Genomic DNA, 25245 nt, shown 5'->3' with positions numbered 1-25245 from the left:
TTCTAGCGTTTAAAGCATGTCTTGAGCATACATACGGAATTCTTTGTATGACTTCGCATTTAAAATATGACGATAGCGTGCTAACTCACTCAAGAACTCAAAAAGTTCTTGGTAAAGAAAGAACTGGTCAACTTTGATATTAACAATAAAGACATGAGAATACAACTCCTCCTCGTACATCACAGGATGTTCAAGGAAAATCATATGGATGCTGGACTCTGTCGTCATGGGATCAATGGGAGCTGTTACGATTGCTGTGTTACTGTATCCAGAACTTACGTATTCATCATGAGCAAGAATGGAGTCGGTTGGATTTTGACTTGTATATCCTTGTTCAAAGATCAGTGCGCCATAATGAGCAATCAATGATTCGTAGCTCTCATACTTCGTACTATCAAAGGATACTGTATCTTCAGTTATGATATCACGTAATCGCAAATCGTTAAGTTGTGAGAATTCTTTAAAAAAGATAACATCATTTTTAATGTGTCTAAAAAGCGTTTCATCTGGTAAGGATGTAATTGCAAATGTTGGGATTGTTGTGTCAATGTATAGATGCTCCGTCGTAATAATAAGATCAAAATCCTTCAAGTCATTGTACTCAATATAACTTCCCATTGAAATATGGATGGTCGCTGAAGGGAAAATAGTTTCAAGTTTGCTTTGAAGATAGAGCTTATGGCTGATAACAGAGTTTGATGCGATAAGAATGTGTTTTACTTTATCGCGTAATTTTTTTCTATAGGATGCCATCGTTGAATAGAAGAACATGATAATATTTTGGACTTCAACTTTTGTAAGATTCAACCGATTCAAAATCGGATTGTTGCGTATGAATGTAATTGCAACTAAAGAGGTATATGTACTACTTAAAGATAAATCCTGAATAACCGTATCAGAGTTTTGGGTTGAACGTGGTTGATGTTTTAAGTCATAAACCTGTTGTAAAAGATGCTTTCTGAGTTCTGTTTCGTAGCGATAATTGGTATTGAATGTCATATCAACAACGCGAAGGGCTTCGCTATTATGGTATTTCAAACTGGATACATCAGCATCCGGTGTATCTTTTGTGGAAATCAGTGTATAAATAAGCCATGCCATTAAATTGCGTTCTAATGGTGTATATGTAAACTCTACCTCTTTACCGATTTCATTGAATATCTCAGTTGCGGCCGCTTCACAGCGATAATCAAGTAAAAGCATGTTCACCATTGTCGATGTGATGACTTGCTCACCTTGGCGTCTCAACAGTGTTACCTTAACCAAATTCGTAATGATATCTACAGCAGTGCGGTGGAACGTTAATTCATTGCGAATAAGCACGGTGCGAACAATACCTTTCAAATGAATATCCGTTTCTGGGCTAAAATCTCCGACTGGTACTCCATTTTCCATTGCAACTCTTAATGCGTCACGTTTATCGTATTCATCGCCTACTACCGTAACACCAAAATATTGTTTGCTTGTCAATTTAAGTTTGAATCGTGCCAAAGTCTTTTTAACTTCTGGCATATCAGCCACAACATCACTGCGGGAGATACCAGAGAACTGCGCTATTTCATCGTATGTAATGTAATCACTATCTAAAAGAGCATTGGTGGATCGCATAATAATTTGTGTACAAATGGAGAATATACGTTGCTCAAGCGGCATAGATATTCGTCCATCTTTTTCATCAAAGTCATGCATGTATGTATCAAACAACGCTTCATCAAAAACACGGAAAAGATACCCTTGCGTGTGAAGGGTCGTTATCTCAAATCCATTGTATTTTCCAATTGCTCGGCAGTGTCGTAAGTAAGTTCGTGCTTTACGTTCCGAAAATCCCGATTTCTCAAGTATTTCTTCAATTGTTACAATACCTCCATTAGAGAATATTGTTATAAATTTTTTATAGTCGTCCACATGTCTTACCTCACACGAAATATCCACTTTAATCATATATCACATTAAATCTTGATATTATTAATGATATTGTTACACACGCAGTGGTTTTAGACAAGAATTCGTACGTGAAATTTATATTAAATCCCCATTTTACGATGATTTAGTTCTGTTTGAATAATGTTTCTTAATTTACGCTCAACAATCACAAAATCTGAAGGCTTGGTCTTAACACTCACACGAACTGTAAGCATCAAATTCGTAATGGCAACTACGCCATCAACATGAATGGGTTCAAGCATCATTTCATCTTGTAATGGTGCAACAATCTCAGCAACGATCGCAAGTACTTCTGCACTATCCAAGGTTGGTAGCACGGGAATATCAACAACAGCAATCATATAATCACGAGAGTAATTCGTCACGACTTTTACTTCGCCGTTGGGAATCGAGTAAACAGCCCCTGTCTGCGCATTACGCAATACAGTTGATAAAAGTGTCACATCAATAACTTCACCAGCGTAGCCTTCTATCTCGACATTGTCGCCCAAAACATACTGGTTATCTGTAAGGATGATAAATCCTGCTATGACATCCTTAACGATCTTTTGGGCACCCAAACCAACTGCGACACTGATTGCTGAACCAATCGCCAACAGTGGGGTCGTAGAGACGCCAAAAATTTCCAAGGCGAACGTTCCCGCAATGACATAGAGTACATAGCGAATTATCTTGGCGATGAGTAAATAGATTGTCTTTTTATTTGCGCTGATAACATCAACGGAAATCAGTCTCTGAATTGTCTTCTTGATCGCGGTATTAATAAAATAGAGAATCGCAAATACAATAATCACTGTCAGAACACGCGGTGCAAACAATGATGTTCTTAAAAATCTAAATACGGATTCCATAAACTTTTCCTCCACTTATGGTTTAATACTTTCCAAGAAAACGAATGAGTTTATCTTTTTCTTTAATTGGTCCTTGTGTATCACGGGCCACAAAGTTAATCGAATACCCTAAGAAAATAACCCATGCAATAAGCCATCCTGAGATCAGCAAAATCATTACCGATGCAAGAGGACCGTAGATTGTTTGATAATTCGTAAAGCCATTTATATAGACAAAGAATAATTGGCCCAGTAAGAGAATGATAATTGTCGTGCTAATTGCTCCTGGCAATACATCGCGAATGCGTGTATATCGAAAAGATGTCAAGCGATAGAATAGTGTGAAAAACGCTAAGAGTATCGGCGCAATCAACAGTCTATTTGTCATATTGAAAAATCCCATCACAATTGCAATACCCACAATTGCAGCGATTAAAAATATGAGATAGACAATTGATAATATTCTTAAAAGAATATGGTTAATATAGACTTCATCATTTTCACTGCTTAATAAGAGAAAGGAATAAATACTTTTTGATCCAACCCAAATACTTACACCAAGCAATGACCCAATCAGACCCAAGTTGCTTGGTTGTGAGGTTGAGATATACTCTACAAACGGAAGAATTAAATCGGCGGGAATATATCGCGCGAGTAATGACACGACTTGATCAACCTCGTAAACATAGGTTCCAATAAATAGTACAAATATAATTAAAAATGGGGCGATCCCCACAACGAGTGCATAGGCAAATGCATTCGTAAACAGTGTTCCTTCACTGGAAGTAATCATCTCATAGACCTGAGCTACTTTCTGAAATGTTTTGCGCACAAACACACCCCTCTTCTTCTTTAACGATAGCAAAAAAACGGCCTTATTACCACTCTTTCTCCTTATTGCTACAAATAAAAGCATCAAGTCCTGTGACTTGATGCTCTTTGTTCAATACTAAATGTTTCGCTCCAAGAAAACAGAGACTTTTGAAGGTGTTGTATCAAGCAGGACATCATCACCAGCAATAAGGACTGGTGTTGCCATCAAATCGTGCTTTTCAACAAGTTCCATAAATGCTTTTGGATTGTCTTCACGTTTCACGATTTCAATATCCTCAGCATACTTATTACGCAATCCCATTTCTAAAAAGCTTTTTAAAGCCACACATTTGGGACAGTTGTCTTGTGTTAACATTTTTACTTTACTCATCGGCTTATCCGCGGTGCATCAAAGTGGAAGTCATCATCTGCTAATGATTCTGATTTCATCTTTTGATACCCATTTCCTTTCATTGAGAAGTTATCCATTGTCTTTGTTTCTGTGTTTAAACCATTCAAGACAACAGGGTTTACTTCTTCATAATCATAATAGGGATCAAATCCCAAGTTCATCATTGCTTTGTTTGCATTATAGCGTACAAATATTTTAACATCGTGTGACAAGTCAACCGCATCATATATGGATTCAATCAACTCAACTTCTTCTTTATAGATTTCATCCAAATACGTTGTAAGCCATTGATACAGTTCAGCTTGCAATGGTTTATCGAAACTATTGTAGATTTCCATCGAAAGGTTTCCAATGTATAATCCATGAATGCTTTCATCGCGAAGAATTAAGTTGATGATTTCTCCAGCTTGCATTAACTTCCCTTGACCATAGAAGTACAATGGGTAGTAGAAGCCACTGTAGAAGAGGCAAGATTCAAGGAATACAGAAGCAACCATTGCTTTCCATTGTGCAATCCGGAACTCTTGTTCATCAACAGGGTCACCCAACTTGTCATAACGACGACGGTAGGTTAACTGATCCAAGTCTTCGTAATATCCAACAATAAGTGCCAAGAGGCGTTGCATGTTTTTGTGATTCTCTGTCCATGAAAACATATCATCAATTTCATCATTCGCAAGGTATGTCATGAAAATGTTTGAGTAAGACTTTGCATGGACCGCATTTTCCATGGCTGCCATAAAGTTCAAGACCGCTTTACGTTGGTGAAATGAATCATCAATTGAGCGTGAAACAACTGGCATTCCAATATCTCCTTGATAGGTATCAAGGAACGTTAATACAGCCAAATTTTGTGAGTAGGCTTTACGAATCTCAGGTGAGAGTGTTGCCCAAAGATTAAGGTCTGGTTGCAAGCTAATGTCTTCCGGACGCCAAAATTGACTTAAGTTTTGTTCGTAAAATGTTTGTGTAAAGTTATCTTCATGACCATTCCAGTTTGCACCATCATAGTCACGAACAGCACTTTTCTTTAGTATTTCATCAATCATTCTTTGTTGCCCCCTTTGATTAAACCGCACAGCTTTCGCACTCTTCAATACGAAGTTTTTGTGTACGTGTGTAGTATAGTGTCTTTATCCCTTGGTAGTGTGCGTAGAGATAGTATTTTTGTAAGTTACGTGTTGTTTCATCGGATTGAATGCAAAGTTCAAATGAAATTCCTTGGTCAACATGTTTTTGCGCTGTCGCAATGACATCGATAACTTTGTAATTATCCATTGCGTAGGCTGATTCATACATAAATCCTGCAACATCCGATGCTGGCATTGGGAAATATGTTTTTGAGTTTCCATAGGTACGTTCTTCAACAATTTGCTTGATAGGTGTTAACGATGGTGTTGCACTCATAACATAAGCAATCGAACCATTTGGAGCAACTGCAAGGCGGTTAGAGTTGTAAAGACCAAAAGTCATCACATCATCTTTTAATTGTGTCCATTCTTCTTGGGTTGGAATCACAACATCGGCAAGAATCTCTTTCACAACATCTAGTGTTGGAAGTACAGGACCACGGTCCTCAAAGTATGATCCATCAGCATATTTCGAACGTTCAAAGCCATAGAAGCGCAATCCTGTTTCTTTTGCTTTTTCCATTGAATGTTTCAAGCTGTAGAAGTTAATTAAGCTAAAGAATACATCAATTAAATCAATATCTTCAGGACTTCCATATGCAATATAGTTCTCAGCAATGAAGCCATGGTGACCCATGATACCAAAACCAACTGAGCGCATAATATTGTTTGCACGGGCAACTGCTGGAACATGAGCAATGTTTGTTTTGTTTGAAACAGAGTTCATGATTTCCATAGCAGCGTATACAGTTTCTTGAATTGTATTATTTTTGATCATATTTCCCATATGACCACTAGCAAGGTTACATGAAATATCCAAACCAATTTGATCATTCTCACGATCGTTGTAGTCTGCATAACTGGAGACGATTGATGGTTGAAGAATTTCAGTACACAAGTTTGAGAACTTAATTGGATCTGCAAGAGGATTTTCTTTGTTTACGTTGTCTGCATACATAATGTATGGGTAACCCGATTCCCCTTGAAGTTGAGCAATCATATCAAAGAGTTTACGTGGATTAATTTTACGTTTGCGAACTTTAGGATTATCAACAAGTTTGTCATACCATTTGTCCATGTCAATTGCGATATCTGCGAAATTCAATCCATATTCTTTTTGAACTGTGTGTGGATAGAATACGTACATATCTTTATCTTCACGTGCCAACTCAACCATCTTATCGGGCATAACAACACCCATTGATAATGTTTTAACACGAACATCATCATCCGCATTCAGTTTCTTTGTCGACAAGAAGTCTTCAATATCACTGTGGAACACATTCAAATATACAGCACCGGCACCTTGACGTTGTCCCATTTGATCCGCATAACGGAACGCATTATCAAGAAGCTTCGCAACCCCAACAACACCTTTAGCAACACCGGGTATATCTTTGATTGTTTCACTCTTAGCACGAAGGTTCGTAAGGTTAATAGAAACACCACCACCTAATTTCGAAAGTTGCATTGCAAATTCTTGAACACGCGCAATATCATTCAATGAGTCATCGACCTCGAGGAGGAAACATGACACAAACTCACCGCGTTTTTTCTTTCCAGTATTAAGTAATGTTGGTGTAGCAGGTGTAAAATCTTGTGCTATCAACGACTTGATCAAACGTTGGGCAAGCTCAAAATCACCATCGGCATGATAAAGTGCAATTACTGATAAACGATCTTCATAGCGTTCCAAGAATACACGACGTTCATCGTTGGACTTCATTGCATAGTCATTGTAGAACTTGAATGCCCCCATGTATGTTGGGAAACGGAATTTCGCAGCATATGCAAGGTCATAAATGGCCTTAACTTGATCAAATGAATATTTTTCAAAGAACTCGCGCTCATAATATTCATTTTCCAACATATAATCGATTTTCTCTTCCAATGAATGGAAGAATTGTGTGTGTTTATTTACGTAGTTTAAGAAATAAGAACGCACAGCTTCCTTATCTTTATTAAGATCTTTGATGTTTCCATCGCCATCTAGGATTTGATTATTTAGAATTACCCACTCAGGTATTTGATTTGATTTTGATTGTACTGTCATACATTTCCCTCCTTATAATTATGAATCCAGTCTTGAACGTATTCAACGTCCTTACTAAAGCCCGATCCTTCGAACTTTAGCACGAGTTTCACGCCATATTGTGCGTGAATTTTATCTCCTGCTGCACCATAATTGGTACCCCAATTGCGATTTCCGCTAACAGCCATTCCAACAACTTTGTTGGCATACTGATCAAGAAATTCTATGGCTTCGTCTGTGACTTTTCCAAAATCCCATGATCGTGTTACTAAAAACAATTCGTCATCTTCACCATTATAATCAAGAATATTTATTGTATCTTCGTTTAAACGTGACGCAAATCTTTCCCCTTGACCCGTTAGGCTATCAAAAACAACGAGCATAAACCCACCACCCTTCAAATCTATTCTAATTAAAACATATCTAAGAAATGACTTCGCCTCAAAAACATCATTTTAACCACAAATTCCGAAATGTAACAGTGTAACATCAATTATTTAACGTTTATCGTTATGGCGAACTCTGTGAAACGCTTAACATTAGATTTTCATCTTTAACATACTTATTAACTAGGTCATATTGCTTGAAGGTGTTTTTTGAACACGATATGATACATCTATACTTAAAAGGAGATCCACACTATGAAAACAATATCCGGTTATCACCACATAACAAATGTAACAAGCAATGCACAGGCAAACTATGATTTTTATACCAAAGTCATGGGAATGCGACTCTTAAAGAAAACTGTCAACCAAGATGACGTCACCGCCTACCATACTTTCTTTGGTGATGAAAACGCATCAGCGGGAAATGATATCACATTTTTTGACTTCCCGAATACACGAAAAACAATTCGCGGCACCAATGCCGTCACATCAATTGGTTTACGGGTTCCAAGCGACGCTGCATTAACCTATTGGCAAACTCGTTTTGAAGAATTTGGAGTGCCTCATCAACCCATTGATACGTTATTTGGTACCAAAGGACTCCGCTTTGAAGACATTGACGGTTTGCGTCTGCGTTTGCTTTCAGATGAAGGCAACAAAGGTGGCTTTGCGCCGGGAGTGGCAAACCAATGGAGTGATGTTCCCGATGCATATGCAATTGTTGGCCTGGGTACTGTAGAAGTAACAGTACGTCATATTGAAACACAAGAACAATTCCTTGTAGATATGCTTGGATTTAAGAATGTCGGCATGGAAGATGGCATCACACGCTTTGAAACCGCTGATGGTGGAAACTCATCATCCATCCATGTAATTATTGATCAAAGGTCTCAAGATGAACTGCCAGGATACGGAAGCGTGCACCATATTGCACTTCGCGTTGAAGACCGTGTACAATTAGATATGCGCGCGGAACAGATGCGTAAGAACATGTATCCAAACTCTGGTTTTGTGGAACGTCACTACTTTCAATCATTGTATACACGGGTCGGACGCATACTCTTTGAATTTGCAACCGATACCCCCGGTTTCACAGTAGACGAACCACTCGAGACTCTGGGTGAGAAATTAAGTCTTCCACCATTTCTCGAAGATCAACGCTTAGAGATTGAAGAAACAGTCAGTCCTTTTAATACCAAACGCGTAAACTATAGAAAGTAAGGTTATAAATTTATGATAGAACATGTATTTTTTGATAACGGAAGTGACAAAACCCTAGTCCTTTTTCACGGTACGGGTGGTGATGAGACGGTGCTTTTACCAGTAGCCCGGATGGTCGCACCTACAATGAATCATCTTTCATTACGCGGTGATGTTGTCGTCAATGGCATGCGTCGCTTTTGCAAAGTTTCCAATGAAACACAGCTCATGGATGAGCAAGATATGTTGGATCGTGTTCCAAACTTACTTGACGTTGTGAACACCTTAAAAAAACAATACAACCTCGGTGAAATGTGGGCCTTAGGGTTCTCAAATGGTGCAAACACCATTGAAGCAATGCTTTTAGAAGTTGAAACACCTTTTGAAAAAGCAATTTTACTCAGACCGATGAATATGGAGATTGCGACACGTGAACTTCCTTTGAAAGATATGACCATCCTTATCCACTCCGGACGTTTTGATGATATAATTCCATTTGAGGGAGCTTTGGCACTTGAGCAACGTTTGCAAGCCAACGGTGCAGATGTAACGCACAAGATATACGATCTCGATCATCGCATGCGTCAATTCGAACTCGACGATATCAAACAATGGTTTGAAAAGGAGCTAGAAAATGAATAATCCATATGATGTACTTTTAAGTAATAAGAACTATGCTGTTATTGGTTTAACAAACGATCAAACCAAATTCTCAAATCGCATTCATGAACTTTTAAAGAACAAAGGAAAACGTTCATTTGGAGTTCATCCTACGTTGGGAACATTGGGTGATGAAGTTGTCTACGATTCCATTGAAGCAATTGACCACGATATTGACGTTGCAGTATTTGTTGTCAACCCAACCATTGGTTATGATTATCTCGATGCCGTTAAAGCAAAAGGCATCCATACAATCTGGTTACAACCTGGAACTGTAAGCGACGCGTTAGTTAAAAAAGCGAATGACATTGGATTGAATGTTGTCGAAGACTGTGTCCTTGCTGTATATGCCCGAAACGAATCAAAATAGAATATTTTTTAGAGAAGTTATAAAACTTCTCTTTTTTTTGGCACTTTTTTATATCCGTATGCATAGTAAGGGTATAAAGGAGATTAGTTATGAAAGAAAAACAACAGTTTCATGCCCCTCGAATTCTTTGTTTTTGCATTCTGATTGCAATTATTCTAACTTCATTTTGCTTTCTTCTTGACCCCGCAACAGAAGCAGAGACCCAACAAGAAGACATTATCATTTATCACAAGGAAGTTCTGAAAGCAGAAGCGATGATTGACCGTCTCTATGAACTCGGTGAAGCGGCGGATTTGCGGATCTATACGTCTGAGTGTGACTTACAATATTTCAACAATGTGCGAAGAATTGAACCGGGCACCTTGGATCCCGAGCCTATCTCAGTTGTCTTACCAGAACTTGAAGCACAAGACAGTATCACAGTAAATCGCGATGGAAGCTTCTCAATTCGTAAAGAACTGATGGACCGTCGCGTATCACTGAATACAATTTTCGAAGAAAAATGGGTACAAACCTACCTCTTTGATGATTTTGAGATTGTTGAGTCGTTTGACAATGGTTATCAAGAGTACCTTATTAAAGAAATATCTAATGAAAACACAATACTTGAGCGAAAAATCGTCATTTCCCATAACGATCAAGAAAATCATTTCACGATAAGTATCCCTGGCCAAATTGTCGCACAAACAACTGTTGCAGGTCTCGACCCCAGCAAGATTCAAGATGCTCTAGAATCGGGTGCTTTTGAATCTATTGGCATCGGATATCTCCCTGATGATTTCCAAATCATTGACAGTGAACTACAATACATTGATGTTCCGTACAATGACATGATTGTTCCTGTCTATGCAGTTCGTGTTCGTGACACTTTGGCAGATACACTTTCGACTTTGCTTGTTAATGCCGCACCAGAAGACTGTGAGCTTAAGCTTTGTTCCAATGGTGCTTGGAGTGATGAATCGGGCGAAAAACGTTAACACAATTGCACGTTGATGACTTATACTATGATAAAGGTGGTACTTCCGATGAATGAAACACTCTTCACCGAAATGGTGGAACTCCATACAGATGCAATCTATCGTTTTTGTGTACTCTATGTAAAGAACCATCACGATGCACAAGATTGCACACAGGATACCTTTATTAAACTGTACAAACAAAAGATTGATAACCGTGATCACATCAAAAATTGGCTCTATGTTGTCGCACGGCGCGAATGCCTTCAACTCTTACGCTTTAGTTGGCGCAAGACAATCATTGATGATGACTTGATTGCACAGTTTTCGATGCATGAAAATAAGGATGATTTTTCACTTATTCTAAGCTGCCCACAAAAATACCGCGAAGTTCTGTATCTCTATTACTATGAAGATTATTCACAAGCGGAGATTGCACAACTTTTGAATCTATCAATTGATGCTGTAAAAAAGCGCATGGTACGGGGACGCGACTATCTCAAAGAAACATTGGAAGGAGTTGAAACACATGAAGGATAAATTCAGAGTATTTTCGGAAATTAAACCCGATGATACACTTAAAAATCGCATTCTCACTGCAGATCGCAAACCAAAACATGTTTACCGACTCGCTTGGGTCCTCATTCCACTTGTTCTCATTGTCCTTGTCTGGGCGTTTCAAAACACAAACCAAGATGGACGGCAGTTTGTTTTAGAGCCACCCGTAAAGAATGTGCCACCCAAGAAATCACCACCTCAAGAACCACAATACATCTATTACGACATGCCCAGTGGAATGGGTGGCGGACTCACTATTAAGGCCAATGCTGTAGATTCCAAAGAACATCCAAAAACTGCGTATATTTTCAAAAAAGAAAGACTATCTGATGAAGCTTTGATTGCGTTAGCAGATACTACACTTGAACGAATGGGATTCAACCCTGCGGTCATTGACAAAGAAATTGAATCCATCGATATGCGCTACACCGAGCTCAGCCATATTACAGCCATTATCAACGAAACCGCATCACTCAGAATTGATGCTTATGGCGGACTGCATATTCGTGATACATTATCCAATCTATCTGAATCAGACATTCCCCTCTGGTTGTCTCATTTTGTCAATTTCGCGGATTATACTGAGCAATACGATGCTGACATGAATATGCGCACACTTGTTCCCAACAATCCAACCTATGACGCTGCTTTAGAAAGTGTTGTGATCTATTATTCTGAAGACGCCCTTTGGGTTGACCTTCCTGCTCCATTTGAAGTTGAAAGCGAAGTGAACCTACTCACTCCAAACGGACTTGAACAAGCAATTCAAACGCAAATCCATGATGAATTTGCGAACACCAATATCAATAATACGGTTGGAGCTGTTCACTTTGCGTATCAAAACAGTAACGACAACGACTATATTATCCCCATTTTCAAAGTCTATCTTCAGACTGGATATGACACACTTTCAATGCCAATTATGATTAATGGCGCCCCAGATGACGTTCATATCGAAAACTTCAAAGACAGAAATAAACGTTAATGACACGAGAACTACCAGAATCCTGGTAGTTTTTTTCTTCTTAAATTTTCTTGAAATTTATGTCAACTATTTGACAAGCCTTAAGAAATCAAATATTATTTAGTAGTACTTCACAGAACTACTAAAGGAGGTGTGCTATGAAGACTACAAAAAACATGATTAACTACACCTATAAAAGAGCACGCAAATACAGTTTCCCGATTGTAATTGCCATCGGACTCCTCTTATTTGTTGCCTTAATTCAATTTCAAATTCCACAAATAACCCAAACGATTATCGATAAAGTTATTCCCAACAAGGACTTTAGTGCCTTAGTTACACAACTAATTATGCTTGGAGGTTTTACACTCCTTATGTCTGTCGCTGATTATTTTTCTACCATTCTCATTAGCCGAGCCAGCCAAAAGACCGTTGGTGACTTACGCAACGAACTCTACCAACATGTCTTGAGTCTTGACTTCGAATTCTTTGAAGATCAAAAGACCGGAGACATAATGGACCGACTCAACAGCGATATTGGTGCATTGCAAGGTTTAATATCAACGAGCACCTTTTCTATTCTTGGTAACATCATCACATTTGTATGGGTATTCGTATTCATTCTAATAAATGATTGGCGCTTGATCTTATTAATCAGTGTTACATTCCCCCTTCTCTACCTTACCAACCGCTTCTTTAATCGTCGTATTAAAGGTGCATTTCGCAAAGTACGACAATCTTCTTCAAAGATTACCCACCACTTGCAAACAACACTCACAATTATTCCTTTGATAAAAAACTTTGTCACTGAAGACTTTGAGGCCAAACGCTTTCGAACATTCACTTTAGAAAATGATGCACTGCAGGAAAAAGCAACGGAACTTCAAGCGTTGCACAGTCCATCCATTTCATTAATTGATACATTGGGAAAAATCATTGTGCTGGGTTATGGAGCAACTATGGTTATGAATGGCAGCATGACTGTTGGGATTGTTGTGACATACCTGTCTTACCTCAACCTGTTACAGCGTCCAATGAAGACATTCAGTTCAATGGTGAATCGTTTCCAACAAGCTTCCGTCTCATTTGAACGGATTCAAGAATTACTCCAAGTGAATCCAAAAATACTGAATAATGACAAGGCATATGAAGTTTCTTCAGAAAAGAACGATATCGCCTTCAACGATGTGTTCTTCCAATACGAAGAAGCACAACCTGTTCTTTCAGATATTTCATTTACCATTCCATCGGGAAAAGTCACTGCACTGGTCGGATCCTCGGGTTCTGGGAAAACAACCATCACCAAATTATTAACCCGACTTTACGAAGCCGACTTTGGTCAAATACTCATTAATGACACCAACATCAAAGATTACAGCATCGGCTCACTCCGCTCCCACATTGGCGTTGTCAGTCAAGATGTTGACCTCATTGACGGCACAATCCGCGATAACATCACCTATGGAGCCATTGATGTCAGTGACGCTGCATTAACTCAAGCTGCACAGAGCGCGAATATTCTGACCTTCATCAAGGGACTCCCACACGGTTTCGATACACAGGTTGGTGAGCGTGGTATGAAACTATCCGGCGGGCAAAAACAACGCATTGCCTTGGCGCGCGTATTCTTAAAAAATGCACCAATCCTTATCCTTGATGAAGCCACTGCCTCATTGGATAACGAATCCGAACGCTACATCCAAGCTTCCCTCGATACCCTTATCGCAACCAAAACGAGTCTTGTGATTGCACACCGTCTCTCTACAATTCAAAATGCTGATACAATTTTAGTCCTGGAAAATGGTAGAATAGTAGAACAAGGAACCCATCTTGAACTCTTAGAACTGTCACAACGCTATTCTGAGATTTACAATGCCCAATTTAAATAAGGAGGTCACCATGATTGAACAACTTAAAGCTATAGGATTAACCGAGATTGAAGCAAAATGCTATCTCGCCCTTTATGAAACCCCAAACCAAACAGGGTATGAAGTTGCAAAGACAATTGGCGTCTCACGATCTAATGTCTATGCATCACTGGCTTCATTGCATAAGAAAGGTTGTTGTGTTGTTACAGAAGGCAAGACAACAACCTATACCGCTGTCTCTATTGATGATGTCTTGGAAAAGCTAAGTCAAGAATTTAAGCAATCTGCGCGCGCTTTAAAGCGTCAACTACGGCGACGCAAACGCGATACCTTCAACTTCTTCACAACAACCGGGGATGATGCGATTCAAATGGTCATTCAGCGTTCAATTGCACACGCTAACGCAAGTGTTATTGCCGATGTATGGCCTCAAGATCTACCAATTATTTTACCCTACTTGGAAGAAGCACAAGAACGTGGGGTTAAGGTTGTTCTGATTACATTTAACCCCATTACAACGACACTTCATAATGTAGTGGTTGATACTAAGGGACGGGCCGCTAAGGCGCTCAGTGACTTTTCAATTCTATGCGATTATGAAAAAGCAATTGTTGGAAGTTTGGATGAATCCGTGGTTGCATCAGCCGTCGAAACACGCCACCCGGCAATTGTGAAGAAAGTCATTTCTGAGTACCAACACGATCTTATAATTACACAATTAAGTCACGACTTTGCAGATGAAATCAAAACGCGATACAACGGTGACTTACAAACCATTGTTGACGCATTCGAGTCAAAATTAAAATAAAAAACCAAAATCTTTCTAAGGATTTTGGTTTTTTAGTGCCGTGAACGTGTAATGCGTCGTTTCACGATATCCGCGTTTTGAAGTGTAATTTTGATATGTTTGATCATAGTTCCATTCATTGGGAATATGCTGGGGTTCCAGTGCAATTGCACTGTGATTCTGTGCGTATGTACCATTTTGATTTGTAAATGATGCATCAAAATAGTTGGCAAGATATATCTGTACGGCTGGACATGTCGTTGTCAGTGTCATCGCCATATCATCACACTTGAGTGTGAGGTGATGCTTTGAGTTAAACAGGAACGCATGATCGATATGACCTGTGATTGCAAATTGCTCATGACTTGCTTTTAGAATTTCACTTAGTTTTTGTAAAGTCCTAAAGTCAAAAACGGTTGCATCCACAGAAAGCATCACTCCAGAATTAACCTTATCTTCCCCTACTTCAGCAACCTTATCCGAATCAATCTTGAGCCAATGATCATCCAAACAATCACTCCCTGCAAGATTAAAATACATATGGTTGGTAAGATTGAGCGGCATTGGGTATTCGGGACTGGCTGTCTGCGTCATCACTAAGGTATTTCCATCCAACCGATAACCGATTTCATAAGTTACCTTGCCAGGATAGCCGTCCTCGCGATGGTCAAAGGTTCCATGAAATAAAACACTATTATTTGCAGTAGTGGTGTCAAAATATTGATGTGTAGTTCCATGAATTCCCCCGTGTAAATGTTCACCGTTCTGGTGCTTTGATAACAGATGTTCTGTTCCAGCACTCATGATACTTGGGCCGCTCATGCGACCCGCTAAAGGACCCACAGTACTCCCAAGATAAACAGGATTTTCTTTATATGCTTCAAGATTTTTGTAAGATACAATCAAATTGCGGTTCAAAGGGAGAAAGCGCAACGAAATAACCGTTGCGCCATAATTTAGAAAAACTGCCTCAATAATACCATTATTGAGCGTCACTGTTTCCATCCTTTTAGCTTCAATCAAGACGATGCACTCCTTGTCCAATTGTCGCAACATGGAACGTAGCATCATAACCAACAACGCTACGATAATGTTCACCGACTTGGTCTTTAAATGCCGCAATAGCATCGTTTGGTACAATCGCAATGGCACATCCCCCAAAACCTGCACCGGTTACACGTGCCCCAATTGTTCCAGGGACACGCCATGCTTTCTCAACCAAGGTGTCAAGTTCCAAGCCTGTTACCTCATAATCATCACGTAACGAAACATGGCTTTCGTTCATGAGTTCCCCAAATCGGTTGATATTCCCTGCCTTTAAGACTGAGGTTGCTTCAAGTGTTCGCTCATTTTCACTCACAGCATGCTTCGCACGACGCCAAATAACATCATCTGCAAAAGCAGTTTGAATCGCAAGTAATTGCTTCATTGAAAGGTCACAAATAAATTGAACATCATAGTATTCTTTGATAATACGGAATGCCGCATCGCATTCTTCCCGCCGTGTGTTGTAAGCAGAATCAATCAATCCGCGACGCTTATTTGTATTCATAATTACAATTGATGCATCTTCTAGAATTACGGGAACAATCTCATAATCGAGTGTGTTTGTATTCAATAGGATTGCTGCATCTTTTTGACCCATCCCGACTGCAAATTGATCCATAATTCCAGAATTAACACCAACGAACTCATTCTCGGCGCGCTGGGATAATTTTATCGTGTCCAGACGCGATACACCCAATTGATACATTTCATTGATAAAGGTTGCGGTCAGCACTTCTAGGGAAGCGCTGCTTGATAATCCTGCACCATTGGGAATGTTTCCGTAATAGAGTACATCAAACCCCGATTCAATGGGATGTCCAGTGTCTGCTAACATTTTAATCACCCCTTTGGGATAATTAACCCAATCATCCGTTTCATCATAGGATATTGCATCTAAAGATACACTTATAACCCCTAATGATTCAAAATTCATTGAATAAAAGTTACAGATTTGATCATCACGTTTTCGTATCAGTGCATACGTCCCAAATGTGATTGCGCATGGGAATACGTGACCACCGTTATAATCAATATGTTCCCCAATCAAATTGATTCGCCCCGGTGCGAAATACGTTGCACTGGGTTGGCTTTCGAAAACTGTTTCGAAAGCAGCATTTAAGTCAGCATACTTCATAGTTTATTTCTTTCTCGTTGTCTTACGAATATCAAGAGCAACGGCAATCACGATGACAAGTCCTTGAATTACGTTGGTCATATCTGGTGAAACACCAAGATATGAGAGACACACTTTTAACAGTTCAAATACAAATACCCCTAAGAGAATTCCGGGAACACTTCCTTGCCCCCCAGCAGTTGATACACCACCAATCGTCGCTGAAGCAATAGCCTCCAGTTCATATCCTTGTCCTGCTGATGGCCCAACCGAACCCGTTTTAGCAGATAGTAAGAATCCAGCAAGCCCATATAAAGCTCCTGCAAGCATGAAAATTTTTAGTTTTGACTGTGATACGTTAACCCCTGATACTTCGGCAGCATGTTCGTTTCCACCAATTGCGTACATGTTTTTTCCATACTTTGTCTTCGTATAAAGAATCCACATAAGGATTCCAATAATAATTGCGATGATTGTGAGATATGGCAAGAAGTTACCGATTTTACCTTGGCCAATTTGCACATACGAATCCTTGAATGTCCCAATTGGTTTGTTTTGGCTGTAGAGCATGTTTAAACCGTAAATCATAATCTGTGTACCTAATGTTGCAAGGAAAGGTGGTACATTAAGATACGCAACGATGATCCCATTTAGCAACCCCAGAATCGCACAGACACCGATAACGATTAACAACGGAACAATAAGTGGCATATCCATCAATCCTGGAAAGAACTTTCCTACAAAATCAGGTTTCTGTACAAGAGTTCCGGAAATCAGCGCCGATAAACCGACGATACGTCCTGCAGACAAATCAGTCCCTCGTATAATCAGTGTCCCTGATACCCCTAAAGCAATAATGAAACGCACGGATGTATTCGCAAGAATATTAGACATATTCCCGATTGTAAAGAAGTTGTCTTGGGTGAAACCTGTAAACAGAATCATCACAGCAACGACAATATACATCGAATAGTTTGTTAAGAATTCTTGAATATCGAATTTCTTTTCTTTTTTAAATAGTTTTGTAGTCATTTTGTTTCTCCCTTACATAAACTTCGTGGCTAAAGCCATGACACTTTCTTGATTTGCTTCTTCACGATTTAAGAATCCTGAGATCCGTCCCTCACACATCACCATGACGCGATCGGATACACCCAAGAGTTCCGACATTTCCGAGGTAATCATAATGATACTCTTACCTTCAGCAGCAAGTTGATTAATAATTTGATAGATTTCAAACTTCGCTCCAACATCAATACCACGTGTTGGCTCATCCAAAATTAGAATATCTGGATTGTTTGCAAGCCATCGTGCCAAGATAACCTTTTGTTGGTTTCCACCCGAGAGACTCTCAATTTTTGTTTTTACACTTGCTGTTTTAATGTTAAGCATCGCCACACTTTCATCAACCACGTTGTTGATTTTCATTGTATCCAATAAACCATGCGTTACATAATGGTCGATGGATGCAATCACGATATTATCGCTAACCGATAAAACTCCAAAGATTCCATTGCCGCGACGGTCTTCAGTAACCAATGCAAGTCCATGTTTAATAGCATCTTGTGGGCGCGTAATCGTGATTTGTTCCCCATTCAAATATACAAGACCTTGACTTACCGCACGCATACCATAAATGGCTTCCATCAGCTCTGTACGTTGTGCTCCAACCAAACCCCCAACCCCTAAAATTTCTCCTTTTTTCAACTCAAAGAAACACTCTTTAAATGATAGTGGATTGGTAGATGTTAGATTTTCAACGCGAAGTACTGTCTCTTCTTGCGGATGACTCATTTTTTCTGGAAATAGACTTGTAAGTTCACGTCCAACCATGTACTTAATAATTGAATTGGTTGTCATTTCATGTGCTGGCCATGTTCCGACATAGGCACCATCACGCATTATGGTAATTTCATCAGAGATTCGTAAAATCTCATCCATTTTGTGCGAGATATAAATAATTGCAATATCACGCTCTCGGAGTTTATGAATAATCGAGAAAAGTTTTTCGACTTCCGATGCCGTAAGCGATGAGGTTGGCTCATCCATAATTACAATTTTCGCCTTATGAGAAATTGCCTTAGCGATTTCAACCGATTGCATCTGTGATACCGTTAGGTCGTTCAACAAGGTCTTAGGACTCACTTCAAGCCCAACTTCATCAAGCAATGCTTGCGTGTTGCGATACATTGTTTTGTGATCTACTGTCCCAAATTTTGTCATTGGGTAGTTACCCAAAAAGATATTCTCTCCGATTGTCATCATTTTAATGGGCTGAAGTTCTTGATGAATCATCGATATTCCCGAATCAATCGCTTCCTTCACATCTTTAAATTCCACAAGGTTACCATTAAACATGACTTCACCAGCGTCGCGATGATAAATACCATACAGGCATTTCATCAACGTCGATTTCCCCGCTCCATTCTCACCCATGAGAGCATGAACTGTTCCCGGTCTTAAACTTAGTTGCACATTATCAAGTGCCTTTACACCTGGAAATGACTTCTCAATACCCTTCATCGTTAAGATATATTCTGTCATAGTAACACCATCCTTATCCACTTAAAATTCAAGTGTGCCGTTAAGCACACTTGTGAGACTCATTCAGTTTTTATTATTGTGCTGCGCGCTCTGCATAACGTTTTACAATTTCTTCAACTGTTTCCGTACGTGCATCTGCTTTCTTAAGTTCAGCATCTTCAGGTTTACGTACAGCTACATAGTCATGCCAGTAGTAAGACGCGACATCTTCACCATTCAACAGTTTAACTGCAACATCCACTGCAGTGTGTGATTGATTGAAGTGGTCATTAAGAACCGTTCCCGTCAGTTCACCATTCTTTAATAATTCAATTGCATCTGGAATCGCATCAACTCCAACGACGAAGATATCTTCATTGATTTTACGTCCAGCTGCTTTGATTGCGGTAACAGCACCTGTTGCCATTCCATCATTATTTGAAAATATGACTTCAAGTTTATCCCCAAATTGTTCGAGTGCGTTGGCTGTAAACTCTTGACCTTTTGAAGCTTCCCAGTTCGCTTGATATGGACTTGAGAGTGGATTTGTTTTCATACCTGCTGCTTCAAGACCTTTGATTGAGAATTCAGTACGTTGCTGTGCATCGACGTTTGCTGGGTCTCCCATGAGTGTAATATAGGATACTTGACCATCTCCGTTGATATCACCTTTATTTGCGAGTTCAGAAATAATCGTTCCTTGAAGTGTTCCTGATTGTGTTGCATCAGCACCAACATACGTAGTTTTTCCTGGCCAAATTTCAAGTTCGCTTGGTTCTGGTTCACGGTTGATGAATACAACAGGAATTTCTTTCGCTTTGGTTGCATTGATAACTGCACCCGCGGCTGTTGGATCGACAAGGTTTGCAATGATTATGTCTTTACCTTGTGCGATAAAGTTATTAATTTGCTCAGTTTGGTTTGCTTGATCTTGTTTTCCATCTTGGATATCAATCTTATAAGTATTGCCATCTGCCTTACCTAATTCCCCAAAATAGCTTTCAAGCTCTTGACGGTATAATGTCATGAAGTTGTCATCAAACTTATAGATTGCAACTCCGACATTGTATGTTTTACCATCCCCAGAACCGCCACCTTCCGATTTATTGGAACAGGCTACTAAAGAAAGCGCCAACAAAGATACTAAAATCAACTTACTCATTCTTTTCATCGTTTGTCCTCCCGATAAAACTCTAGTAAATATTTACTAGGTGTAAGTCAATAATATCTAATGTAAGCGCTTTTGTCAACAGCATTTACTAAATGTTTACTTTGTAGTCTGATTCCCTTTCGATTAGTTTCGTTTGCAATACTACTTTTACCGGCATTCGATTATGCGTTTTAATCATTAATTGAAGCATGCTCGCGGCAATTTCCCCCATGTATCGTGTGTCCAGTAAAACCGTCGTCAACGGAGGATTAAAAAACTTAGCAGTCGCAATATCATTATAGCCGATGATTGAAATTTTGCCTTCCAACTTCATCTCCCCAATTGCCCGTAACGCACCCATTGCAATGGTGTCCGATGCACACACAAATGCGGTAGGAACCCTATTTTGACTTAAGGCATGTAACATCGACACATAACCGGTATTTGCACTGTATGTTCCCAGATAGACATTTTGTTTCGAGTAAACCATCTCTTGATCTTGTTTCATAACATCATGAAATGTTCGCTCGCGTTTATCGACATATTCAATTTGAGTAGGCCCAAGAAACTCACGTCCACCAATGTACCCAATTTCACGGTGCCCATTGTCTTTTAAGTGCTTAAGTATCGACTTTGAGGCATGTTCCAAGTCATTAACAACAGAAGAAAAACGCGATTCGTCAGGATTTGAGTCAACAAAAATTATATTAGAACAATGATCAGCGAAGTCGCCTGCTTGCTGCATCGAGAATTTCCCAATACAGATAATTCCATCAATATTTTCATCTTCGAATACATCGGAAATATTTTCTTTATAGAACCGTTTAACATGGATTCGCTCCGAAATAAAACAGCTTTCCACACTTTTACGAAGTGCAAAGTAATAGGGATCTTCTTCCTCTTCATAGCTTGATATCCATTGTACAATTGCAATTGAGATTTGATTGTTTGTCTGTGACTTCCGTTTCACTTTATAATCCAAAGCAAGCGCCGCTTCAAGAACATCTTGACGCGTTTCTTCTTTGACACTCAAAGTCGGATCTTCATTTAATATGCGTGAGACGGTTGCCGGGCTCACCCCGCTTTTAATGCGACATCTTTTAGCGTTGCCATAACTACCTCCATATACCTTAGGTACCTTTAACACTATTTTAGTAAAGTTTTACTAAAATTACCAGACATTTACTTCAATTCCTTGATAATATTCAACATTTTTCGGCGTTGCAGCGCAACATACCCCGCCATCGTGAGTGCGAGGCCGATTATCACAAGGTAAAGCAAATTTCCATTCGTGATGTATTGATATCCATAAAACCCAATAACAGCGACAAGAATTACTAACGTAAAGCGTTCGATTCGATTCACGTTAAGTTTTAAGACTTGCGTTCTGTCTTCAAGATTGCGCTTACGTTCCATTACGACTGATTTAGGGCGTCTAAAATAAGCGTATGTTCCACCCTTGCTGGATGTATAGGTTGTTATGTATTCATAACCTTCTTGCATATAAGCATCAATAAGTGCCTGTTTGTCTAACTCAATTCGAAACTCAACCTCATAGATCCATTCAATCTCGCTATCTGCAAATGTATACACATCGCCATCAAACGCTACTAACATTTTCCCTTTAGAAGACATCTGTTCGAGATACTTGATTTCTTGGTGATACTGCTGTAATGCAAATACTTTCTTTTCTGTTATCGTCATAGTTTTACCTCTGATTCGATTATACCGTTTGATTCTCGTGATTACAAATACAAAAAAAACGTGTCACCCGAAGGCAACACGTTGATATTATTTAACAATAAGAGTGCGAAGTTCGGCCATTCGTTCGCCAAACTTGGCAAGCGTTGTATCAATGGCTTTGGTATCCTTCATATCAACACCCGCCTTTTGCAAGACATTGATTGGATAGTCGCTGCTTCCTGATTTTAAGAAATCCAAGTATGGTGTTGCATCGCCACCACCATAAATTGTTTCAGCAAACAATGTCGCTGCGCTGAATCCAGTAGCATATTGATAAACATAGTAATTGTAGTAGAAGTGCGGAATGCGCGCCCACTCATAACCAATTTCCTGTGTTGATATTGAATCACCATAATAGAATTGATTCAACTTGTAGTAGGTATCAATAAGGTAGTCTGCCGTTAGAGCAGTCCCTTCTTGGTCAGCAACATGGATAAGGTGTTCAAACTCAGCAAATTGGGTTTGACGGAATACAGTACCCTTCACGGTGTCCAAATAGTGATTCAAGAGATACGCACGAATTTGCGGATCATCGTACTGATCAAGCATGTAGTTGAGCAGTAAGTTTTCGTTTGTTGTTGAAGCCACTTCCGCTACGAAAATTGAGTAGTCCCCATAAATATAAGGTTGGTACTTACGTGTGAAGTAAGAGTGTACCGAGTGACCCAACTCGTGCGCAAGTGTAAACATATTATCAATGTTCTCTTGCCAGTTTAGAAGGATGTAAGGAGCTGAACCATAGGTTCCGGATGAGTATGCACCTGAACGCTTCCCTTTGTTCTCTACAACATCAATCCAACGCTCATTGAAGGCGCGTTTTAAGACTGCACAGTACTCTTCGCCTAAAACACTTAACGCATCAAGAATGATTGCTTGTGCTTCTTCATAGCTGAATTTAAGATCAACATCTTCAACCATCGGTACATAGATGTCGTACATTTGAATATCATCAACTTTTAATGCATCTTGGCGTAAGGCCACATAATCATGCAGCAAGCCAATATTGTTGTGGATGCCATCAATGAGCGATGCGTGTACATCTTCGTCAATATCATTCCCAAATAAAGCAGCATGACGCGCTGAATTGTAACCACGAATTGTTGCATTGAAATTATGAATTTTCACATTTCCTGATAATGTGCTTGCCAATGTATTCTTCAAGTCACCGAATGTTGTTTGCATGCCTTTAAAAGCACGTTCGCGAACGCCACGGTCTGCAGACTCCATAAGCAGCGCATAGCGGCCATGTGATAATTGTACATCAGCGCCATTTTCGTCTTTAATTTTCGGAAATTGAATGTCTGCATTGTTAATCATTCCAAAGGTTTGTGATGGACCTTGGAAGATTTCTCCTGCTGAGGCAAGGATACGTTCTTCCTTGTCACTGAGAATATGTTGACGTGATTTAAACAAACCATCAAACTCGTGTTGGTAAAGACCCAACGCTTCATTTTCAGCTAAGTATCCACGAATCACAGATTCGTCAACAGCCAATATTTCAGCATTATAGAAAGAGAAACTCGATCCAAATTGTGCCGCCAGTGATTGAACACGTGCATTCATCGCTTGATACGTTGGATTTGTAGTATCAACATCAAAGCTAAGATGCGCATATACATAAAGCAATTCAAGTCGGTAGCTTAATTCATCACGAAATTTTAATCCCGCTAACAATGATTCAGCATTTTTACCCAAAGTCCCTTTAAAGTTTTCAACTTCAGACAGACTTGCAGCAATTGCATCAAATTCCTGATCCCATGCCGCATCGTTTTCGAACATCGGCGTTAAATCCCATGTGTCTTTCTCGGCCACTTCAGAACGAAGTGGTAATTCAAATTTTTCTGACATTGTCACACCTCTTATTCTATTGTGGGATGTCATTCCCATTGCATCTATTTTACCATAAAATAACACGACGAAACATACAAAAAAAATCACCTCAGTGTGAGATGATTTGAATTTTATCATGGTGACCCGTACGGGATTCGAACCCGTGAGTGCATGCGTGAAAGGCATGTGAGTTAACCGTTTCTCCAACGGGCCAGTTTCCAATCTTAAGTCCAGAATTACGATTCCTTTCCCGATTGCTTTTGTATTATACCAACTTACAATTAGCATGTAAAGCCTTTTTGCTTAAAATATAAGATTAATTCACAAACACTTTCTTAAACGTACTTATAAGGGACTTTGATCGTAAAGAAAAACTTCCCTAAGGAAGTCTGATAGTTAAATGGCGCTTGTTGTAGGACTCGAACCTACGACCCATTGGTTAACAGCCAATTGCTCTACCTACTGAGCTAAACAAGCAGTATTTTTAACGCCTATAAAATATACCATACATTCACGAACCGTGCAATATCAAAAAGCAATTTTGGTGACATAATTTCAATTGTTTGGACAATTCTATTATCGTGATTCTACAAAGCAGTAATTTTCGCAATCATAATCTAACGCCAGCCATTATTTAATCCAAAACGTGTAGCAATATTGATTGGGCGCACGCAACCAAACTGTGTTCTGTAGGTACGAAAATATTCCGTTGTTTGTATAGATAAAATAAAAAGATGCCGAAGCATCCTGTGTTTTATTGTATGGTGACCCGTACGGGATTCGAACCCGTGAGTGCATGCGTGAAAGGCATGTGAGTTAACCGTTTCTCCAACGGGCCAAAAATAATGGCGCTTGTTGTAGGACTCGAACCTACGACCCATTGGTTAACAGCCAATTGCTCTACCTACTGAGCTAAACAAGCATC

General features: G+C 39.4%; 23 protein-coding genes and 4 tRNA genes. 8 read left to right on the top strand and 19 right to left on the bottom strand.

Annotated elements, in window-relative coordinates:
* Positions 1 to 9 precede the first annotated feature (9 nt).
* From G7062_RS05070 to nrdI, 7 genes are all read right to left on the bottom strand, one after another.
* Positions 10 to 1905, bottom strand: coding sequence for a helix-turn-helix domain-containing protein (locus G7062_RS05070; RefSeq protein ID WP_166064845.1), 1896 nt, complete (start codon positions 1903 to 1905; stop codon positions 10 to 12).
* Positions 1906 to 2024: 119 nt separating this feature from the next.
* The gene (locus G7062_RS05065; protein WP_166064844.1) at positions 2025 to 2795 is read right to left on the bottom strand and encodes a mechanosensitive ion channel family protein; all 771 of its coding nucleotides are present in this window, start codon (positions 2793 to 2795) and stop codon (positions 2025 to 2027) included.
* A 22-nt stretch (positions 2796 to 2817) separates the two neighbouring features.
* Positions 2818 to 3606: a YihY/virulence factor BrkB family protein gene (locus tag G7062_RS05060; protein ID WP_166064843.1), complete on the bottom strand. Its 789-nt coding sequence runs from the start codon at positions 3604 to 3606 to the stop codon at positions 2818 to 2820.
* Positions 3607 to 3723: 117 nt separating this feature from the next.
* A complete protein-coding gene (locus tag G7062_RS05055) occupies positions 3724 to 3978 on the bottom strand; it encodes a glutaredoxin (RefSeq protein ID WP_166064842.1) in 255 nt (84 codons plus the stop codon).
* Positions 3975 to 5048: a class 1b ribonucleoside-diphosphate reductase subunit beta gene (gene nrdF / locus G7062_RS05050; RefSeq protein WP_166064840.1), complete on the bottom strand. Its 1074-nt coding sequence runs from the start codon at positions 5046 to 5048 to the stop codon at positions 3975 to 3977. The genes G7062_RS05055 and nrdF overlap by 4 nt, the downstream gene beginning before the upstream one ends.
* A gap of 19 nt (positions 5049 to 5067) precedes the next feature.
* The gene (gene nrdE / locus G7062_RS05045) at positions 5068 to 7182 is read right to left on the bottom strand and encodes a class 1b ribonucleoside-diphosphate reductase subunit alpha (protein WP_166064839.1); all 2115 of its coding nucleotides are present in this window, start codon (positions 7180 to 7182) and stop codon (positions 5068 to 5070) included.
* Positions 7179 to 7544, bottom strand: coding sequence for a class Ib ribonucleoside-diphosphate reductase assembly flavoprotein NrdI (gene nrdI / locus G7062_RS05040; RefSeq protein WP_166064838.1), 366 nt, complete (start codon positions 7542 to 7544; stop codon positions 7179 to 7181). The genes nrdE and nrdI overlap by 4 nt, the downstream gene beginning before the upstream one ends.
* A gap of 258 nt (positions 7545 to 7802) precedes the next feature.
* Between nrdI and G7062_RS05035 the strand changes: the two genes are divergently transcribed.
* The 8 genes from G7062_RS05035 to G7062_RS05000 all read left to right on the top strand — a co-directional run bounded on the left by G7062_RS05035 (position 7803) and on the right by G7062_RS05000 (position 14934).
* A complete protein-coding gene (locus G7062_RS05035; RefSeq protein WP_166064837.1) occupies positions 7803 to 8771 on the top strand; it encodes a ring-cleaving dioxygenase in 969 nt (322 codons plus the stop codon).
* Between the two features lie 12 nt (positions 8772 to 8783).
* Positions 8784 to 9392, top strand: a complete 609-nt coding sequence (locus G7062_RS05030) for an alpha/beta hydrolase (protein ID WP_240915985.1) — start codon at positions 8784 to 8786, stop codon at positions 9390 to 9392.
* Positions 9385 to 9780, top strand: coding sequence for a CoA-binding protein (locus tag G7062_RS05025; RefSeq protein WP_166064836.1), 396 nt, complete (start codon positions 9385 to 9387; stop codon positions 9778 to 9780). The genes G7062_RS05030 and G7062_RS05025 overlap by 8 nt, the downstream gene beginning before the upstream one ends.
* Positions 9781 to 9869: 89 nt before the next feature.
* Positions 9870 to 10757 carry a hypothetical protein gene (locus G7062_RS05020; protein ID WP_166064835.1) on the top strand — a complete coding sequence of 296 codons (888 nt, stop codon included), beginning with the start codon at positions 9870 to 9872 and terminating at the stop codon, positions 10755 to 10757.
* A 48-nt stretch (positions 10758 to 10805) separates the two neighbouring features.
* Entirely contained in the window at positions 10806 to 11276 is a 471-nt protein-coding gene (locus G7062_RS05015; RefSeq protein ID WP_166064834.1) for an RNA polymerase sigma factor, read from the top strand.
* Positions 11266 to 12279, top strand: a complete 1014-nt coding sequence (locus G7062_RS05010; protein WP_166064833.1) for a hypothetical protein — start codon at positions 11266 to 11268, stop codon at positions 12277 to 12279. Before G7062_RS05015 ends, G7062_RS05010 begins: the two co-directional genes overlap by 11 nt.
* 137 nt (positions 12280 to 12416) lie before the next feature.
* Positions 12417 to 14147, top strand: a complete 1731-nt coding sequence (locus G7062_RS05005) for an ABC transporter ATP-binding protein (protein ID WP_166064832.1) — start codon at positions 12417 to 12419, stop codon at positions 14145 to 14147.
* 10 nt (positions 14148 to 14157) lie between these two features.
* Complete coding sequence (locus G7062_RS05000) at positions 14158 to 14934, top strand: TrmB family transcriptional regulator (RefSeq protein ID WP_166064831.1); 777 nt, start codon at positions 14158 to 14160, stop codon at positions 14932 to 14934.
* A 15-nt stretch (positions 14935 to 14949) separates the two neighbouring features.
* On the opposite strand, the gene G7062_RS04995 is transcribed toward G7062_RS05000, so the two are convergent.
* From G7062_RS04995 to G7062_RS04940, 12 genes are all read right to left on the bottom strand, one after another.
* Entirely contained in the window at positions 14950 to 15936 is a 987-nt protein-coding gene (locus G7062_RS04995) for an aldose epimerase (protein ID WP_166064830.1), read from the bottom strand.
* A complete protein-coding gene (locus G7062_RS04990) occupies positions 15929 to 17095 on the bottom strand; it encodes a galactokinase (protein ID WP_166064829.1) in 1167 nt (388 codons plus the stop codon). The genes G7062_RS04995 and G7062_RS04990 overlap by 8 nt, the downstream gene beginning before the upstream one ends.
* Positions 17096 to 17098: 3 nt before the next feature.
* Positions 17099 to 18106 carry a beta-methylgalactoside transporter gene (locus G7062_RS04985; protein ID WP_166064828.1) on the bottom strand — a complete coding sequence of 336 codons (1008 nt, stop codon included), beginning with the start codon at positions 18104 to 18106 and terminating at the stop codon, positions 17099 to 17101.
* A 12-nt stretch (positions 18107 to 18118) separates the two neighbouring features.
* Positions 18119 to 19618, bottom strand: coding sequence for a sugar ABC transporter ATP-binding protein (locus G7062_RS04980; RefSeq protein WP_166064827.1), 1500 nt, complete (start codon positions 19616 to 19618; stop codon positions 18119 to 18121).
* Between the two features lie 73 nt (positions 19619 to 19691).
* Positions 19692 to 20768 carry a galactose ABC transporter substrate-binding protein gene (locus G7062_RS04975; protein ID WP_166064826.1) on the bottom strand — a complete coding sequence of 359 codons (1077 nt, stop codon included), beginning with the start codon at positions 20766 to 20768 and terminating at the stop codon, positions 19692 to 19694.
* An 88-nt stretch (positions 20769 to 20856) separates the two neighbouring features.
* Positions 20857 to 21825 (bottom strand): LacI family DNA-binding transcriptional regulator, encoded by a 969-nt coding sequence (locus G7062_RS04970; protein ID WP_240915984.1) that lies wholly within the window; start codon positions 21823 to 21825, stop codon positions 20857 to 20859.
* Positions 21826 to 21929: 104 nt separating this feature from the next.
* Entirely contained in the window at positions 21930 to 22451 is a 522-nt protein-coding gene (locus tag G7062_RS04965) for a DUF2812 domain-containing protein (protein ID WP_166064825.1), read from the bottom strand.
* Between the two features lie 87 nt (positions 22452 to 22538).
* Complete coding sequence (pepF, locus tag G7062_RS04960) at positions 22539 to 24338, bottom strand: oligoendopeptidase F (protein WP_166064824.1); 1800 nt, start codon at positions 24336 to 24338, stop codon at positions 22539 to 22541.
* Between the two features lie 119 nt (positions 24339 to 24457).
* Positions 24458 to 24533, bottom strand: a tRNA-Glu gene (locus G7062_RS04955).
* A 188-nt stretch (positions 24534 to 24721) separates the two neighbouring features.
* Positions 24722 to 24797 (bottom strand) — tRNA-Asn (locus tag G7062_RS04950).
* Between the two features lie 285 nt (positions 24798 to 25082).
* Positions 25083 to 25158 (bottom strand) — tRNA-Glu (locus tag G7062_RS04945).
* 8 nt (positions 25159 to 25166) lie between these two features.
* Positions 25167 to 25242: transfer RNA gene (locus G7062_RS04940), tRNA-Asn, on the bottom strand.
* Between the last annotated feature and the right edge of the window lie 3 nt (positions 25243 to 25245).

Origin of the sequence: Erysipelothrix sp. HDW6C, assembly GCF_011299615.1 — a bacterium.
GTDB lineage: Bacteria > Bacillota_I > Bacilli_A > Erysipelotrichales > Erysipelotrichaceae > Erysipelothrix.
Note: the sequence above shows the minus strand (reverse complement) of the source record. Positions and strands in the feature narration are given on the sequence as shown.

Bases quoted from the DNA above. Each gene is read 5' to 3' on its own strand.
- G7062_RS05065 (WP_166064844.1), bottom strand. From the start codon at position 2,795: ATGGAATCCGTATTTAGATTTTTAAGAACATCATTGTTTGCACCGCGT.
- G7062_RS05055 (WP_166064842.1), bottom strand. From the start codon at position 3,978: ATGAGTAAAGTAAAAATGTTAACACAAGACAACTGTCCCAAATGTGTG.
- nrdF (WP_166064840.1), bottom strand. From the start codon at position 5,048: ATGATTGATGAAATACTAAAGAAAAGTGCTGTTCGTGACTATGATGGT.
- nrdE (WP_166064839.1), bottom strand. From the start codon at position 7,182: ATGACAGTACAATCAAAATCAAATCAAATACCTGAGTGGGTAATTCTA.
- nrdI (WP_166064838.1), bottom strand. From the start codon at position 7,544: ATGCTCGTTGTTTTTGATAGCCTAACGGGTCAAGGGGAAAGATTTGCG.
- G7062_RS05035 (WP_166064837.1), top strand. From the start codon at position 7,803: ATGAAAACAATATCCGGTTATCACCACATAACAAATGTAACAAGCAAT.
- G7062_RS05030 (WP_240915985.1), top strand. From the start codon at position 8,784: ATGATAGAACATGTATTTTTTGATAACGGAAGTGACAAAACCCTAGTC.
- G7062_RS05025 (WP_166064836.1), top strand. From the start codon at position 9,385: ATGAATAATCCATATGATGTACTTTTAAGTAATAAGAACTATGCTGTT.
- G7062_RS05020 (WP_166064835.1), top strand. From the start codon at position 9,870: ATGAAAGAAAAACAACAGTTTCATGCCCCTCGAATTCTTTGTTTTTGC.
- G7062_RS05015 (WP_166064834.1), top strand. From the start codon at position 10,806: ATGAATGAAACACTCTTCACCGAAATGGTGGAACTCCATACAGATGCA.
- G7062_RS05010 (WP_166064833.1), top strand. From the start codon at position 11,266: ATGAAGGATAAATTCAGAGTATTTTCGGAAATTAAACCCGATGATACA.
- G7062_RS05005 (WP_166064832.1), top strand. From the start codon at position 12,417: ATGAAGACTACAAAAAACATGATTAACTACACCTATAAAAGAGCACGC.
- G7062_RS05000 (WP_166064831.1), top strand. From the start codon at position 14,158: ATGATTGAACAACTTAAAGCTATAGGATTAACCGAGATTGAAGCAAAA.
- G7062_RS04990 (WP_166064829.1), bottom strand. From the start codon at position 17,095: ATGAAGTATGCTGACTTAAATGCTGCTTTCGAAACAGTTTTCGAAAGC.
- G7062_RS04985 (WP_166064828.1), bottom strand. From the start codon at position 18,106: ATGACTACAAAACTATTTAAAAAAGAAAAGAAATTCGATATTCAAGAA.
- G7062_RS04980 (WP_166064827.1), bottom strand. From the start codon at position 19,618: ATGACAGAATATATCTTAACGATGAAGGGTATTGAGAAGTCATTTCCA.
- G7062_RS04975 (WP_166064826.1), bottom strand. From the start codon at position 20,768: ATGAAAAGAATGAGTAAGTTGATTTTAGTATCTTTGTTGGCGCTTTCT.
- G7062_RS04965 (WP_166064825.1), bottom strand. From the start codon at position 22,451: ATGACGATAACAGAAAAGAAAGTATTTGCATTACAGCAGTATCACCAA.
- pepF (WP_166064824.1), bottom strand. From the start codon at position 24,338: ATGTCAGAAAAATTTGAATTACCACTTCGTTCTGAAGTGGCCGAGAAA.